The organism is Candidatus Chlorobium masyuteum, assembly GCF_011601315.1.
GTDB lineage: Bacteria > Bacteroidota > Chlorobiia > Chlorobiales > Chlorobiaceae > Chlorobium > Chlorobium masyuteum.
In genome coordinates this window covers 571,452-586,684 of sequence record NZ_JAAORA010000001.1, presented here as the reverse complement: position 1 = coordinate 586,684, position 15,233 = coordinate 571,452, and the positions used below count along the sequence as shown (strand labels likewise).

Here is a 15,233-nt window from a genome sequence, read left to right as displayed (position 1 = left end):
TTACGCGACAGTGCTGCGGGTTAAGCAAGCGGTTGTGATGCAGTGTATATAAGAATGATTTGTCAGGGAAAGCCGAGGCTTGATGTGATACCACAAAAGGAGACTTTTACATGAACAACTCCGAACTGCTTATCTACCAGGCTCCGGATGGTAAAATAAAAATAGATGTCCGGCTTGAAGACGAAACGGTCTGGCTGTCGCAGGCGCATATGGCAGAGCTGTTCTGCAAGAGCAAAAAAACCATATCGGAGCACATTCTCAATATCTTCAGTGAGGGCGAACTGGATGAAAAAGCAGTTGTCCGGAATTTCCGGACAACTGCGGCAGACAGTAAAAACTATGATGTTCAGTACTACAATCTGGACGTGATCATCTCCGTCGGTTACCGTGTCAAATCGCAGCAGGGTACGAGGTTCCGCATTTGGGCGACGCAGCGGCTCCGGGAATACATTGTCAAAGGTTTTTTGCTGAATGATGATCGGTTCAAGAGTGGAAGCTCGATGAACTATTTCACGGAACTGCAGGAGCGTATCCGTGAAATCCGGTTGTCGGAGCGATTCTTTTACCAGAAAATCAAAGATATCTACACCACCAGTATTGATTATGACCCCGGAGCTGAAAGCACCATCGAATTTTTCAAGGTGGTACAAAATAAGTTACTCTGGGCAATCAGTATGCAGACAGCAGCGGAACTTGTTTATCGCCGCGCTGATGCTTCACTGCCGCTGATGGGAATGCTCTCCTTTGATAAAGCGGGGGTTTCTGTTCGCAAGGGCGATGTGGGTATTGCTAAAAATTATCTCAAGGAAAATGAAATTAAATTGCTTGGCCTGCTGGTGGAGCAATACCTTGCTTTTGCGGAAGTGATGGCGCAGCAGCGAACGCCGATGTACATGAAAGACTGGATTCAGCGTCTGGATTCGATTATTCTGCTCAATGGTCGCGAACTGCTTACCCATGCAGGTACAATCAGTCATCAGATAGCACTGGAAAAATCAACGCTTGAATACGACAAGTACAAAGAAGCCCTGAAACAACCGAAGCAGGAAGAGAACCTTCGGGAACTTGAGCAGGATATAAAACAACTGAAATCCACACGGAAGCGGGATGAGGACAGTCACAACTAACTGCACTTGTTGCGCCATTTCACTACTCCAAAGCTTCACAGATTATCTTTGTTTTCTGCCGGACTGGAGGTGGGTTTGCAATGACACGAGGGAGGGTTCGAAATGTCAGATCGGGGTCTCTTCCTTTTCTGCGGCATCAATGATGCTGAGGGCCTCTTTGGCGGCGAGCTGCTCTGCATCTTTTTTTCTGCGAGCGGTGCCGGTTCCAAGGTGCTGGTCGCTGCACGATACTCCTACCCTGAACTGTTTTTCATGTTCAGCTCCGGACTCTTCAAGCACAGAGTAAACCGGCATCGGGAGGTGGCGCGACTGGGTGTACTCGATCAGGCGGCTTTTGTAGTTATGTTCGGCTTCGACAATCATCCTGAAGTTTTCATGTTCGAGAACATGCTTGCGGATGAAATTTTCTGCCGCAAGGATCCCTTTGTCGAGATAGATAGCGCCGGTCAGTGATTCAAAGGCGTCAGCAAGCGCGGAATCGCTGGAGGTGATTTTATTGCGGTCGGCTGACTCTCCGGTAAGGAGGTAGTCTGCGAGGTTCAGGCTTGCTGCAAATCCGGCCAGGGATTTACGATTGACGATTTTGGAGCGGTTGCTTGAAAGCTCTCCTTCGGCACTCCCGGGAAATGATCTGAACAGGTAATCGGAAATGAGAAGGCCGAGCACCGAATCACCCAGAAATTCAAGGCGCTGGTTGGATTCAACAAGGTGTTGGGTCGCCGGATCATGGACAACCGAGCGGTGTGTCAGGGCTGTCTGGTAGAGCAGCAGGTTGCTTGCAGGTTCACCGACAAGTCGGTGCAGATAGGCTATCGTTTCCTCTGAAAGCGCCGGAAGAACCGTTTCATTACTCCCGTCACCACCTTCAGATGAATTAGACAAGCCTCTCAGCTTTTCCCAAAACTTCTCCAGTGGCAGCAATCTTTTCCTCAGAGGGATGAACCGTTCCTGAAAATCAGTGAAGCGTTGTGACCGCCGAAGCCGAACCCGTTGTTGAGGGCATACTCTATGGTCCGTTTTTTTGGCTTATTGGGTGTTACATCAATATCAACTGCCGGGTCGAGGTTGTCGCAGTTGATTGTCGGGGGAACCGTCTGATGCTGGAGGGCAAGCAGGCAGGCAATCGACTCAACTACTCCGGCAGCGCCAAGCAGGTGGCCGGTCATGGACTTTGTTGCGCTGATGCTCAGCTTTTTGGCGTGCTCTCCAAAGACCGTCTTGATGGCGGCAACTTCTGCCAGATCACCAAGCGGGGTAGAGGTGCCGTGGGTGTTGATATAGTCAATCTTTTCGGGGGCAATTCCAGCCATGGCAATGGCTGTTCTCATGGCATTGACCGCTCCAAGCCCTTCCGGGTGAGGGGCTGTCAGGTGATAGGCATCGGCAGTCGCGCCTACGCCGACAATTTCGCCATAGATTTTAGCTCCGCGTGCTTTTGCTGATTCAAGGGACTCAAGAATCAGGGTTCCGCCGCCTTCTCCCATCACAAAGCCGTCACGATCGCGGTCATAAGGGCGTGACGCCTCTTGTGGCCGATCATTGAGCGTAGAGAGTGCTCTGGCCGAGTTGAATCCGCCGACACTCATTCGCGTAATCGGGGCCTCTGAACCGCCGCACACCATGTAATCAGCCATTCCTGCGTTAATGAGGAGGTAGGCGTCAATAATGGCATGAAGAGAGGTAGCACATGCGGAAGCTGTTGCGTAATTCGGGCCCATGAGGCCGTAGCGAATGGATATCTGCCCGGCAGCAATGTCGGGGATAAGCATGGGAATAAAGAAAGGGCTGATGCGACGCGGTCCTTTTTCAAGGAAGTTCTCGAACTGTTGTTCATAGGTGGTCATTCCGCCAATGCCTGAACCATGAACCACTCCGATTCTGAGCGGATCAATCTCCTTCAGGTCAAGTCCTGAATCTTTCAGTGCCTGACCTGCGGCGATAACGGCATACTGGCAGTAGGGATCCATTCTGTCGGCAGATTTTCTGTCGATATGATCTGCCGCACAAAACCCTTTCAGCTCACAGGCAAAGGTTGTTGCAAAATCAGTGGTATCAAAATAGGTGATAGGCGCGGCTCCGCTCCTCCCGTTGTAGAGAGAGTCCCAAAACTCCTCCTTGGAAAGACCTATAGGAGTTAATACCCCTATTCCGGTAATGACAATTCTTTTACGCTCCTGAGCCATAGATTCTGATTTAACTGGTTACCTTTTGCCTGCTTTGCCGCTCGGAATGCTGATTACTTTTTGCTGACGATGTAATCGATAGCCTGCTGCACGGTGCCGATCTTTTCAGCATCTTCATCAGGGATCTGAACGCCGAACTCGTTTTCGAGCTCCATGATCAATTCAACCGTGTCAAGTGAGTCTGCACCGAGATCATCGGAAAATTTTGATTCCATTTTGATCTGATCTTTGGTGACGCCCATCTTGCTGACGATAATATCGTATACTTTGTCTTTGATTTCTGCCTGGGTCATGGTGTTCTCCCGATTAAGAGTTGGTTGTTGTATGAAAATTTTTTAAAAAAGTCTGTCAATATACGAAGAAAATAACCTTGCCCAAATCACATAACCATACCGCCATTGACGCTGATGACCTGGCCGGTGATGTAGGAGGATTGGTCACTTGCCAGGAATGCTACGGCATTGGCTACATCCTGCGGAGTGCCGAAGCTGGCGAGAGGTATTGCATCAAGCATTTTCTGGCGGACATCGTCGGTGAGTGCATCGGTCATCTTTGAAGAGATGAATCCCGGAGCGACAGCGTTGGCCCTGATGTTACGGGATGAGAGCTCTTTTGCGACCGACTTGGTGAAGGCTATCACTCCCCCTTTTGATGCGGCATAGTTTGCCTGCCCGGCATTGCCCATAATACCGACTACTGAAGCTATGTTGATGATCGAGCCTGACCGCTGTTTCATCATGATGCGGCTGACCGCTTTGGTGCAGGAAAATGTTCCTTTCAGGTTGACGGTGAGCACCGCGTCCCAGTCCTCTTCACTCATTCTCATCAGAAGCCCGTCACGGGTGATGCCTGCGTTATTGACAAGGATGTCGATTCTGCCTGTTGCAGCGACAATATCATTGACCGCGTTATTTACCGCTTCGGCGTTGGTGACGTCGAGCTCAAAGCAATAGGCTTTACGTCCGAGTTTTTCAACACCTTCGGCTGTTTCCGTTAACCATTCGGCTTTGATATCGCAAACAACAATATCGGCACCTTTGGCAGCCAGGTCAAATGCGATGGCCTGCCCGATACCTCTGGCAGCGCCTGTTACAAGAGCAATTTTTCCTTCAAACATAGTTTCTGTCGGTTGATGTTGATGACATTGTGGGTACCGCTATTAATTTGTTCCGCGACTCGATTATTTCGTTGGAAGGTGCTCGAAATCCTCAAGTACTACTTGTACATTCCGGTTTCTGCGCTGCCTCGTACTCAAACCGCTTACGACAATTTATAGAGGTGCCCTTGTTGCACAAATTTCAAACTAAAGCCTGAATGTCCGCAGCGGTGTCGATACCTTTTGTCGATACCGATTTATCGATTCTTTTTATCAGACCCTGCAAAACTTTCTGAGGGCCGATCTCTATAAATTCGGTAACACCGCTCTTGACCATGGCCTCAATGGATTGCGACCACAGCACGGAACTGGTTAGCTGTAAAATAAGGTTTTTGCGGATCTCCGCTGCACCGGTGACCGAGTGAGCTACGGCGTTCATGCACACCGGAATTTCAGCATCTTTTATGTCGATGAGCTCAAGGGCCCGGGCGAGCTCCTCTTCAGCAGGCTTCATAAGCGGGGAGTGAAAAGCTCCGGAAACTACCAGCTCTTTTGCCATGCGAGCGCCTTTTGATGGGGCAAGCGCAACAGCTTTTTTTACTGCGGCAAGATCGCCCGAAATGACAATCTGACCCGGAGAGTTATAGTTTGCAGCCTGAACGATCCCTTCACTTGCCGCTTCTGCAAGCAGTTCAGGAAGTGCCGCATCAGGCATACCGATGATCGCCGCCATGGTTCCGGGATTCTGCTGCCCGGCATTCTGCATCAGCTCACCCCGTTTAGCAACAATACGGATGGCATCCTCAAAGCTGAGGGCACCGGCAATGCAGAGAGCTGAATATTCACCAAGGCTGTGTCCTGCGGTCATGACGATATCCTTTCTGCCGATAAGCGTAGCAACGGCTAAACTGTGCAGAAATATTGCCGGCTGGGTATATTTTGTCTGACGAAGATCCTCTTCGCTACCCGAAAACATGATATCGGTTATGGAGAAGCCGAGTATCGCGTCAGCTTTTTCCATCAGGGTTCGTGCGGCGGGGTAGGTTTCGAAAATATCCCTCCCCATGCCGCAATACTGGGAGCCTTGTCCCGGAAAAACAAATGCCTTCATGTAGTTGATGGTTGCTCTGTTTGGTGAATGGTTACTTGCTCCATTTCAGATAGATACCGCCCCAGGTATAGCCTGCGCCGAAGCTTACCAGAACCAGATTTGAGCCTTTATGCAGCTTATTCTCTTCGTCCAGTTCAGCAAGGCAGATCGGGATTGTTCCTGCAGTGGTGTTGCCGTAGCGGGCAACGTTTGAGACGACTTTGGCCTCATCAAGCCCCATCCGTTCGGCTGTTGCGTTGATGATGCGCTGGTTTGCCTGATGAGGAACAAGATAGTCAATGTCATCTGAAGTGAGCTGGTTGCGGGTCATGATCTCTTCGGCAACATTGGCCATTGAGATAACGGCTGATTTGAAAACCTGTTTCCCGTCCTGATAGATGTAGTGCATTCTCTTGTCAACCGTTTCATGGGAAGCCGGATGACGGCTTCCTCCGCCGGTCATGAGCAGATGGTTGGTCCCTGTTTCACCATCAGCGTACAAGCGGGCATCAAGGATGCCGAAGCCCTGCTCCGCTGCCGGTTCAAGGATGACCCCGCCGGCGCCGTCACCGAAGAGGATTGCCGTAGAGCGGTCGGTATAGTCAATAACCGCCGACATCTTGTCGGCACCGATAACCATGACTTTTTTGTGGACTCCTGACTCGATAAACTGTGATGCGGTGTGCAGCGCATAGAGGAAGCCCGAGCAGGCAGCATTGAGGTCGAATGCCCAGGCATTTCTTGCTCCGATGATACTCTGGGTAAAACATGCCGTTGAGGGGAAGAGCATGTCCGGAGTCATGGTTGCAACAATGATCAGCTCGATATCGTCTGCCGATATTCCTCTTTTCTCAAGAAGCTGGCGAGCAACCTCTCCACACATGTATGATGTAGCTTTTTCCGGATCTCGGAGTATACGACGTTCACTGATGCCCGTTCTTGTCCGAATCCACTCGTCATTGGTTTCGAGCATGAGTTCGAGATCATGATTACTCAGAACCGACTCTGGTAAATATTTGGCTGTCGCCGTAATTACAGCTTTCATGGGTTGCTATCTGATGTGTTCTGCAGGATGTAACAAAAAATTGCCCTGCTGCTCAGGGATTATTGCCGGGCAACAGCGGGGGTGCGGATAGATAAGCGTTTACTTTTCGTTCAGGACTTCCGCAATATGAGCATTGACACGTTTTTCAACCATATGTTCGGCCATGTAGATCATGTTTTTGATCGCCCTTGACGACGATCGTCCATGACCGACAATGGAGATGCCGTCAACACCGAGGAATGGAACTCCGCCGAATTTTTCAACATCAAACGGCTCAAACATTCCTTTGAACATCTCCGAGGTTATTTTTGCGGTACTCTGGTCGATCTTGCCCGATGCCATGAGCTGTTCAAGCGACGATTTGAACAGGGAACCGAGAAATTCAGGAATGCTCTCTCCAAACTTGAGGATGGTATTGCCGACGAGCCCGTCGCAGACCACAATTGAGGCTTTCCCTTTCAGGATATCATGCCCCTCAATATTTCCGATGAAGTTGATTTTCCCTTTGCTGTCGGCCTCTTTCAACAGCCAGTAGGTCTGTTTGAGCGTTTCAGAGCCTTTGCCCTCCTCCTCTCCGATATTGAGAAGGCCGGTAACTGGCTTCTCAATTCCTGCACCGTAGCGCTGGTAGATGGTCAGCATTTCAGCAAACTGGACCAAATTTTCCGGTTTGCAGTCTACGTTGGCTCCGACATCAACAATATTGGTCAACCCTTCACCGAGACGGGGAAAATAGGCGTAGATGGTCGGACGAAGTACGCCGGGGATCCTGCCGAGGACAAAGAGCGAAGCGGCCATCTGTGCACCGGTATTGCCGGCACTGACAAATGCATCCGCCTGCTTTTCCTTGCAGAGCTGAAGACCCTTCACCAGTGATGATTGCTGTTTGGTTTTGACGGCGGTGGCCGGAATATCATCCATGGTCACCACTTCAGGGGCGTGCAGAAACTTCAGGTTCAGTGAACTCATATCGTATGCGGCAAGAAGCGGTTCTACTTTATCCGACTGGCCGATAAGTACAACTTCAAACCTGTTGTCACTCTCCTGTAAAGCCTGAACAGTTCCCTCGATCACACAGGCGGGAGCGTTGTCTCCGCCCATGGCGTCAACAGCAATAGTCAACATGATTGGGGTTTTTGTCTTGTTAGGGTGATCAGCTGTTTGCCAACTTGGCGACTATCGATCTGCCACGGTAGAATCCGCAATGGCGGCATGCGCGATGCGGAAGGGTTGGTTCGCCGCAGTTGGAACAGTTTACCGTGGTAGCCGGTTTGGTTCTTGCGTTGAACTGTGCTCGTCTTTTATCCCTTCGGGATTTTGACATTTTGGCTTTAGGATTTGCCATGACTGTCCTCTTTATTTATAATCAGTTAACAATACTTGTTTTTCAGTTTTTCAAGCGACTCATGCCATGAACTTGTCTCTTCGGGCTGAGCGGCCTGATCTACCTCTTCGCTTCTATAAAGTCGGCACTCCGGATTATCCGGACAGGTTACTTTCATCGGTATCGACAGCAGCAGTGTCTCCCTCACATCTTCAGTAATATCAATCGCAATCGCATTGCTGTCGAGAATTCGGTACTCTTCATCACCGATTTGCTCCTCTTCAGGAGGCTCACCGCAGACATAATATATACAAAACGTGCCGTCAAGAGTTTTTGATACCGGAGAAAGACAGATGTCACAGGTAAAATCGGCATCAGCTGATGCTTCAATTGCTACCGTCACCTCGCGCTCACGTTTCCCGACTGTCGCCCGCACATGGACCTCATCGGTGAAGCCGGCATCCGTAAACTGCTGATCCCTGAAATCACGAGCTTTACAGGTAAAATCAAATTCATGGGTTCCCTGCACAAGACCCGCGAGCGGGATCTCTATCAGCGCTTTTTCTTTATGCATATACCCTCTTTTCAGTAAAAGAACACCAATGTACAAAAATTATTATGGAAAATGAAAAGCGTGAATTGCACATCATCATGCGCCGGGTTGCATGTTTTCAGGGAAACAAAAAAGCAGAAGTATCTTCCGATACATCTGCTTTTTTCAGCTCCGCGAGCAGGACTCGAACCTGCAACCCTGCGATTAACAGTCGCATGCTCTACCATTGAGCTATCGCGGAATCTGTACCATCAACGCTGGTGTGCTAATGGGCAGATAATATACATTTGTAATTTTTAAATACAAACCTGCATTGTGTTTTTTTGTGCATTTTTCGATCCCGTCCGCCGGTATGGAACGTTGATCTCCCCGTAGACCTTTTTCTCCTTTACTTTCTCTTTGCGAACTGTTTGCATGAGGGAACAGTAATTACTATTCTTATTGATAAGAGTATCCATTGCTCAGGGGATCCGGAATTTCAAATGATTGGAATATGTCAAAGATGGTGCATGATATGAACAGTCATGGATGGCTGGACTACAGGCGATTTGCGGTGTTGTTGCTGTCGATGATGCTGCTTGCAAGCGGCTGTTCACAGCAATTGTCAAAGCCGGAGCAGAGGAAGCCCCTGATCAATACAACATGGAGGGCTGTGGAAATAAATGGCAGCCGGGTTATGTTTTTACCTGGTCAGAAGCTTGATGTATCTCTGGTACTTTATGCTTCCGGGTATATAAGGGGATACACCGGTTGTAATTCGTTTATGGGTTCTTACAGCCGCACTGCCGACCTCCTCCGTTTATCTCCGGCAGACCGGACGGAGATGGCTTGCTCCGGGGCGATTATGGCAAGAGAGCGGGAGTTTATCAAGGCGCTTCGGCAGGTTGCTCGATATGAGATATCCGGCGCACTCCTGAAGCTTTTCAGTAAAGATGGCAGCAAGGTAATTGAGCTGATCGCGGTGCGGGCCTCCTGAGCTCTATTCCTGATGCTTGTCTTCTTTCCCAGCACGGCCATTTGATCCCGGGCGTCCGACCTGTTCTTGCATGCTTCGGGTATTTTTTTATATTTGACAAAAGGACAATACACGAGTTTTATTTGTGACAGCAATCATGTACACAGCGAACACCGGCATACTGCAGCTTTCCCTTGGTCTGCTACAGAGCATCATGGCTCGGAGGGGTTGCGGTTTTTAGTTCGTTTTTTTAGAGTAGAGAAAAACAGTTTTAAAGCCGCCGCCCTTAGAGGGTAGGTGGCTTTTATCGTTTAAAGATGACTAAAGGAGGATGAGGAGCAATGAAAAAGATGAATTTCAGAAAATACGCACCATACCCGTCAGTTGATCTGCCTTCAAGGAGCTGGCCCGACAAGCGCATTACCAAAGCGCCGATATGGAGCAGTGTGGATCTTCGCGACGGCAATCAGGCGCTACCGATACCGATGAGTGTAGAGGAGAAGGTTGCCATGTTTCAGCTTCTTGTCTCGGTCGGTTTCAAGGAGATTGAGGTCGGCTTTCCATCAGCTTCGGCTACCGAGTTTGCCTTTGTGCGTCGCCTGATAGAGCAGGGGCTGATTCCGGATGATGTCACTATCCAGGTTCTGACCCAGGCCCGCGAGCATCTGATCCGCAGGACTTTCGACGCCATCAGAGGCGCAAAGCATGCCATTGTGCATCTCTATAACTCGACGTCGCGCCTGCAGAGGGAAATCGTATTTCGAAAAAACAGAGAGGAAATCAAGGCAATTGCGGTCGAGGGAACAGCTCTTGTCCGTCGTTTGAAGGATGAGTCCGGTGTTACCGGTATCCGTTTTGAGTACAGTCCTGAAAGTTTTACCGGCACGGAGCTGGATTATGCGCTTGATGTCTGTCATGCGGTTATGGATGTATGGGGAGCTTCTCAAGAGAACAAAATCATCCTGAACCTCCCTTCAACGGTTGAAATGTCCACGCCCAATATTTACGCCGACCGGATAGAGTGGTTCTGTCGCAACATAAAGAATCGGGAGGCAGTGCTCATCAGTGTCCACGCCCATAATGACCGGGGAACCGCAGTAGCTACAGCAGAGTTGGCCCTGATGGCCGGTGCCGATCGTGTTGAAGGGGCACTCTTTGGTAATGGTGAGCGGTGCGGAAATATGGATATCGTGGTTATGGCGCTTAATCTGTTTACCCAGGGGATTGATCCCGAGCTTGATTTCTCGGATCTTCCCCGGATCCGCGAAATCTACCTCCGCTGCACCCGAATGGAGATTCATCCCCGCCACCCCTATGCGGGTGAGCTGGTCTATACTGCCTTTTCCGGTTCGCACCAGGATGCTATCAGCAAGGGCATGAAAGCTCAGCCGCTTTCGCCTGAAGGTTTGTGGGCGGTTCCCTATCTTCCGATTGATCCGGAGGATGTCGGGTGCAGCTACGAGGCCATTGTGCGCATAAACAGTCAGTCCGGTAAGGGCGGAGTAGCCTATGTACTTGAGAAGGATTACGGGATCCAGATACCGAAATGGATGCAGCCTGATTTTGCTGAAGCTGTTCAGGCTGTTGCTGACAGGACGGGGATTGAGCTGTCAACCGATCAGATTCATGACCTCTTTCATGCGGAGTATGTAAAGCTTGTTGAGCCGGTTATCCTGAAGAAGTGCCATATCAGCTGGGATGATGAGGACCTTCAGCGCAATGATGAAGAAGCGACGCTTATCAGCGCTATCGTGCAGATGAAAGAGCAGGAGTTCTCTTTTGATGCAAGGGGTAACGGGCCGCTTGATGCGTTTGTCAAGGGGATCATCAATGCAAGCGGTCTTGAATTCAGTGTTGACGAATATGCCGAGCACGCAATCGGTCGCAGTTCAGGAGCTCTGGCAATCGCCTACATCAAAATCGGCTGTGCAGATGGCCGCATCTCTTTTGGCGCCGGTATTGACTCCAATATCAGCCTTGCCTCGATCAAGGCAATTGTCAGTGCCCTGAACCGGCTTCCTTGACTTTGTTGCGGTTGTGCTTTGCCGGTGGTTACTGCTTTTTTGAAGGAATGATAATGACCGGGCAGGATGCCTTTCTTATCACTCCTTCAGAAACGCTGCCGATCAGGAGATGGTAAAGTGCCCCGTGCCCGTGAGAGCCAAGCAGGATCATGTCAATGCGGTTTTTTTTGCTCTCTTCGATAATTGCCTCGACCTCATTGTTGTGCGTCAGGATGATGGCGCACTCAATCCCCTCGGCCTGCATTCTGCCGGAAATTTCAATCAGCTTTTCTTTTGCCGATGCAGAGAGTCGGGGGAGGCTCTCCATTTGGAAGGGGATGCCCGGTTGAGGAAGTGTGGCAGCATCGTCCACGTTATCCATGATCGGAGAGAGGGGAGGCATGGCATGAAGCAGAAAAACTTTTGCCGAAAGGGTTTTGGCAAGTTTTTCTGCTTCTGCAATAACGCTTTCGGCAGATTCCGAGAAGTCGATAGCAACAAGAAGCTTCATGGCATTCATCATCTCTTTACACAGAAACCTTTACGCTATCACTCCCGTCACCTCATCAGTTCACCATATCGGAAATCAGGCCAACTAATGAAGCTTGCAGCTACGAGAGTATCAGGCTGAGGTCTGACGCTTCTCCTGGGAGATGAGAAAAAGAGCGGCAGCAACACCCGGCAGCCAGCCGAATACGGTCAGAATTCCTGTCAGCATGATTGTTCCGGCCTCTTTGTTGGTGACTGCGGCAGGAGGAAGAATAACGGCAAGAACCAGTCTGCGAATATCCATTGTGGAGCTCCCTTGTTATAAATGAAATAATGCAAAATTAATACATAAACAGTCAACAAGCAATGTAAAAACACTATACAGATTATTGCAGCTATTTATTTGTTCTACACAAGTATCGGGACTCATCGTTATACAGGGAAGCTTCCTGATACTATCATTTGCATTTTGCTTCTAAAATTGTAAATTAGACTCCCTTCAGTAATAATCGTGAGTAAAAGGAATACTCCTGATTTGTGAACATAAACAGAAACAAGTTGCTTAATAAAGTTCATCCCGACGTGGTTTTGGATGATGTTGATGAGGTCATTGACGAACCGAATTTTAATAACTACAAGACCTCTCCAGACCCGCCCAGTCCTTATGCCGACCTTGAAAAGAAGTATCGAAAAAATCGGTTTAACAAAATCAGAAACAAAACAACTTCCGATATTTTCGGTGTGAGCGGTGCGGGCAAGCATCCGTCCCCGAAAAGTACGGACGGAAACAAGCCGCAGAAAAGAAAGCCGAAGAAAAAGAGTTTTTCAAAGGTATCACGTCCGGTTTCCGGTAATCGAAACGCATAGGGCTGAGCGTTCCGGCGTCACTTTTTTTGCTCTACTGCGTCTGATACTGATTTTTGCCGGGTTTCTATCCGGTACTGCTGACAATCCGCCCGATCCTGTCTACTGATTTCCATCAGCCCATTCTGTAATGGGAGAGCGCTCTTTTTTTAAGCTTATTGATGCAGATCTTCAGCTTTTTGCTGACCAACGAGATACGTTTATTATTTGCATCCGGTGTTGCTTTAGCTATCCGTTATTGTTTCAGTTTGCATCATGACATTTGAAATCCAGGCACATCGGGGGGCAAGATCATTTTTCCCTGAAAACACCCTCCAGGCATTCTGCAAGGCGGCAGATCTCGGGGTGCGCGTTCTGGAGCTTGATCTTGTGGTCTCAAAAGATCATGAGATTGTCGTCTCTCACGATCCATGGCTCTCAGGCCCCCTTTGTCATGACCCCGCTGGTCGTCCTCTTGCCGCAGATGAGGGGATGAGCCATCGAATCTACGACATGACCTATGCCGATATTTCCGCTTTCGACTGTGGCGGGCGGCACCCCTCTTTTCCGCTCCAGCAGCGGATTTCAGCATACAAGCCGCTGCTTTCAACTGTTTTCAGGGAGGTTGACAGCTATATGGCATCGAGGGGTATGGAGGGGCGAATGGTCTATAATCTGGAGCTGAAATCCTGGCCGGACAAGGATGGTGTTTTTCATCCCGAACCGGATAGTTATGCGGCCCTTGTTCTCCGGATTGTTGAAGATACGGCTCGCTCCGGGCAGGTTCGTCTCCAGTCTTTCGATCACCGGTTGGTCAGGGCAGCCTGGAAACAGAACCCGAAGCTTTGCTATGGTTTATTGATTGCAGAGCGAGAGCATATCGATCGCTATCTCCCGGAACTGGGCTTTTTGCCCCGCTATCTCAATCCCCATCTATCACTTGTTGATCGCGAGACGGCGGAATATCTCCATGCGAAGAGGATTGGTATGATTCCATGGACGGTGAACTGCCCTGAAGATATGGTGAGGATGAAGCAGTTGGGCGCGGAAGGAATCATAACCGATTATCCCGAAGTGGCGCTGACTCTTTCCTCACTGCAGGATTGACTTCTCAAGGTGTGGTGACCTGTTGTTGCCGGCCTGGAGTCTGTCCTCTGCCGGGCGCTATTTCCGGGGAGTACCGTCGAAGGTTTTGATTTTTTGCAGCAGTCTTTCGGCCTTTGCGGCAACACTCTCGGGAAGAGGGTTTGCCTTATTTGAGGAAGGTGCGTAAAGTACCCGGTCAAGTGCCTCAAGCAGTTCTGTGACTTCCGCAATAACTTCTTTGGTGATTCCGTTTTCCCGTAGTGCACTATTCAGCTCTTTTCTTGTCAGCCCGCCAGGACTTTTTATCCCTTTCTCTCTGAGCAGGGCAAACAGCTGCTGTTTGACATTGGCGGCTGATTGACTGATATCGGTGCCTGACTCTCCATGCGGCACTCCTGCACCGCTTTTTTGCCTCTTTATCTGTTTTTTTCTGAGTATGACAAATCCTGCTGCAGCAAGCAGCAGAAGGATTGCCGCAACGATTATCCAGCGCTCTGCATGGGTTCCTGTGTATTCACTATCACTGCTTCGGGGAGTCAGGGGTTCGCTCGGGGATCCGGATCCCTCTGCGGTTTTGGTTACGGATAGAGTGACGGGATTGGAATGCAGGGTGATGAATTGTGCTGTTTTCGGATTGAACACAACCGTTCTGATTGCCGGGATGGTGAAGCTGCCAGGCGATTGTGGCCAGGATGTAACCGTTAACGTTTTGCTTCCCGCAGTCTCAACCGACTCTTTATTCAGGATTGTTGTCACATCCGGCGGAGTCTGTCGAAAGCTTTCAGGCAGATGAAGCGCTGGCAGTTTAAGGGTAAAAAGGTTTCCGGCTCCTGAAAGTACCAGTGCCAGTTTAAGGGGTTCTCCCGCCTTCAGTGTTGATTTATCGGCAAAGAGTTCAAGTTGGAACGTGCCGACAGCCCCGGAGAACCCATCCGGCAGAGGTTCAGGCAGTGCACGTGCTGATATGGAAATATCGGGAGCCCTGAGCTGAATACGGTTTTCAGCAGGTTTTTTTTCACTATTCAGAAGCGGTTCCTGGGGGAGTGAGCAAAGCATGCTGTAGCCTGAAATTCTTATCGGTCCACTCTGTACAGGAGCAACCCTGAACTGCTTGAGCACAGCACTTCTGAATGGTTCGCCGTGAACGGTGACCGGGATGCTTTTGATATAGCGTTCAGCGACGGACTCCCTTGCCCAGATGCCCTGAAACGAAGGGTTTGTTTCATTGGATATTTTCGGGGCGATATCCTTGAAATAGAGCCGATAGGTGAGCATGGTCTCTTCGCCTACCCATGGACGGCTGTTGCTGATTGAGGAGAGCAGGAAGGGTTTGTTTGCTGCATTATCTCCGGATGCTCCGTAAGCGGTAGTGCCGCAGAGCAGTGTAACGAGCAGAACGGCCGCCCGGAATCGGAAATAATCAACTCCTCCTGCCATAA

17 protein-coding genes and 1 tRNA gene are annotated in these 15,233 nt (G+C 49.8%); 5 read left to right on the top strand and 13 right to left on the bottom strand.

Features of this window, described 5'->3' with window-relative positions:
- The first annotated feature begins 110 nt into the window (after nucleotides 1–110).
- A complete protein-coding gene (locus tag G9409_RS02740; RefSeq protein ID WP_166807292.1) occupies nucleotides 111–1,127 on the top strand; it encodes a virulence RhuM family protein in 1,017 nt (338 codons plus the stop codon).
- 105 nt (nucleotides 1,128–1,232) lie between these two features.
- On the opposite strand, the gene rnc is transcribed toward G9409_RS02740, so the two are convergent.
- From rnc to G9409_RS02690, 10 genes are all read right to left on the bottom strand, one after another.
- Nucleotides 1,233–2,009 carry a ribonuclease III gene (gene rnc / locus G9409_RS02735; RefSeq protein ID WP_235923215.1) on the bottom strand — a complete coding sequence of 259 codons (777 nt, stop codon included), beginning with the start codon at nucleotides 2,007–2,009 and terminating at the stop codon, nucleotides 1,233–1,235.
- A 47-nt stretch (nucleotides 2,010–2,056) separates the two neighbouring features.
- Complete coding sequence (gene fabF / locus G9409_RS02730; RefSeq protein ID WP_166807290.1) at nucleotides 2,057–3,310, bottom strand: beta-ketoacyl-ACP synthase II; 1,254 nt, start codon at nucleotides 3,308–3,310, stop codon at nucleotides 2,057–2,059.
- Nucleotides 3,311–3,363: 53 nt separating this feature from the next.
- Nucleotides 3,364–3,603, bottom strand: coding sequence for an acyl carrier protein (acpP, locus tag G9409_RS02725; RefSeq protein WP_006367164.1), 240 nt, complete (start codon nucleotides 3,601–3,603; stop codon nucleotides 3,364–3,366).
- Nucleotides 3,604–3,689: 86 nt separating this feature from the next.
- Complete coding sequence (gene fabG / locus G9409_RS02720; protein ID WP_166807289.1) at nucleotides 3,690–4,427, bottom strand: 3-oxoacyl-[acyl-carrier-protein] reductase; 738 nt, start codon at nucleotides 4,425–4,427, stop codon at nucleotides 3,690–3,692.
- 181 nt (nucleotides 4,428–4,608) lie between these two features.
- Nucleotides 4,609–5,517 carry an ACP S-malonyltransferase gene (gene fabD / locus G9409_RS02715; RefSeq protein WP_166807288.1) on the bottom strand — a complete coding sequence of 303 codons (909 nt, stop codon included), beginning with the start codon at nucleotides 5,515–5,517 and terminating at the stop codon, nucleotides 4,609–4,611.
- A 31-nt stretch (nucleotides 5,518–5,548) separates the two neighbouring features.
- Nucleotides 5,549–6,541 (bottom strand): beta-ketoacyl-ACP synthase III, encoded by a 993-nt coding sequence (locus G9409_RS02710; RefSeq protein WP_166807287.1) that lies wholly within the window; start codon nucleotides 6,539–6,541, stop codon nucleotides 5,549–5,551.
- A gap of 99 nt (nucleotides 6,542–6,640) precedes the next feature.
- Nucleotides 6,641–7,666: a phosphate acyltransferase PlsX gene (gene plsX, locus G9409_RS02705; protein ID WP_166807286.1), complete on the bottom strand. Its 1,026-nt coding sequence runs from the start codon at nucleotides 7,664–7,666 to the stop codon at nucleotides 6,641–6,643.
- Between the two features lie 28 nt (nucleotides 7,667–7,694).
- Nucleotides 7,695–7,886 carry a 50S ribosomal protein L32 gene (gene rpmF / locus G9409_RS02700; RefSeq protein ID WP_006367159.1) on the bottom strand — a complete coding sequence of 64 codons (192 nt, stop codon included), beginning with the start codon at nucleotides 7,884–7,886 and terminating at the stop codon, nucleotides 7,695–7,697.
- A 25-nt stretch (nucleotides 7,887–7,911) separates the two neighbouring features.
- Nucleotides 7,912–8,439 carry a YceD family protein gene (locus tag G9409_RS02695; RefSeq protein ID WP_166807285.1) on the bottom strand — a complete coding sequence of 176 codons (528 nt, stop codon included), beginning with the start codon at nucleotides 8,437–8,439 and terminating at the stop codon, nucleotides 7,912–7,914.
- 148 nt (nucleotides 8,440–8,587) lie between these two features.
- Nucleotides 8,588–8,659: transfer RNA gene (locus G9409_RS02690), tRNA-Asn, on the bottom strand.
- A gap of 252 nt (nucleotides 8,660–8,911) precedes the next feature.
- On the opposite strand from G9409_RS02690, the gene G9409_RS02685 reads away from it, so the two are divergent.
- Both G9409_RS02685 and leuA read left to right on the top strand, forming a co-directional pair.
- Entirely contained in the window at nucleotides 8,912–9,394 is a 483-nt protein-coding gene (locus G9409_RS02685; RefSeq protein ID WP_166807284.1) for an META domain-containing protein, read from the top strand.
- A 320-nt stretch (nucleotides 9,395–9,714) separates the two neighbouring features.
- Entirely contained in the window at nucleotides 9,715–11,397 is a 1,683-nt protein-coding gene (gene leuA, locus G9409_RS02680; protein ID WP_166807283.1) for a 2-isopropylmalate synthase, read from the top strand.
- Between the two features lie 28 nt (nucleotides 11,398–11,425).
- Here the strand turns inward: leuA and G9409_RS02675 are convergent, their stop codons facing one another.
- Both G9409_RS02675 and G9409_RS02670 read right to left on the bottom strand, forming a co-directional pair.
- Nucleotides 11,426–11,899 carry a universal stress protein gene (locus tag G9409_RS02675; RefSeq protein WP_166807282.1) on the bottom strand — a complete coding sequence of 158 codons (474 nt, stop codon included), beginning with the start codon at nucleotides 11,897–11,899 and terminating at the stop codon, nucleotides 11,426–11,428.
- A gap of 99 nt (nucleotides 11,900–11,998) precedes the next feature.
- Nucleotides 11,999–12,169, bottom strand: coding sequence for a YqaE/Pmp3 family membrane protein (locus tag G9409_RS02670; RefSeq protein WP_166807281.1), 171 nt, complete (start codon nucleotides 12,167–12,169; stop codon nucleotides 11,999–12,001).
- Nucleotides 12,170–12,423: 254 nt separating this feature from the next.
- On the opposite strand from G9409_RS02670, the gene G9409_RS02665 reads away from it, so the two are divergent.
- Both G9409_RS02665 and G9409_RS02660 read left to right on the top strand, forming a co-directional pair.
- On the top strand, nucleotides 12,424–12,732 hold the full coding sequence (locus G9409_RS02665; protein WP_166807280.1) for a hypothetical protein: 309 nt from the start codon (nucleotides 12,424–12,426) through the stop codon (nucleotides 12,730–12,732).
- 252 nt (nucleotides 12,733–12,984) lie between these two features.
- The gene (locus G9409_RS02660; protein WP_166807279.1) at nucleotides 12,985–13,815 is read left to right on the top strand and encodes a glycerophosphodiester phosphodiesterase family protein; all 831 of its coding nucleotides are present in this window, start codon (nucleotides 12,985–12,987) and stop codon (nucleotides 13,813–13,815) included.
- A 57-nt stretch (nucleotides 13,816–13,872) separates the two neighbouring features.
- On the opposite strand, the gene G9409_RS02655 is transcribed toward G9409_RS02660, so the two are convergent.
- The gene (locus G9409_RS02655; RefSeq protein ID WP_166807278.1) at nucleotides 13,873–15,231 is read right to left on the bottom strand and encodes a BatD family protein; all 1,359 of its coding nucleotides are present in this window, start codon (nucleotides 15,229–15,231) and stop codon (nucleotides 13,873–13,875) included.
- Nucleotides 15,232–15,233 lie beyond the last annotated feature (2 nt).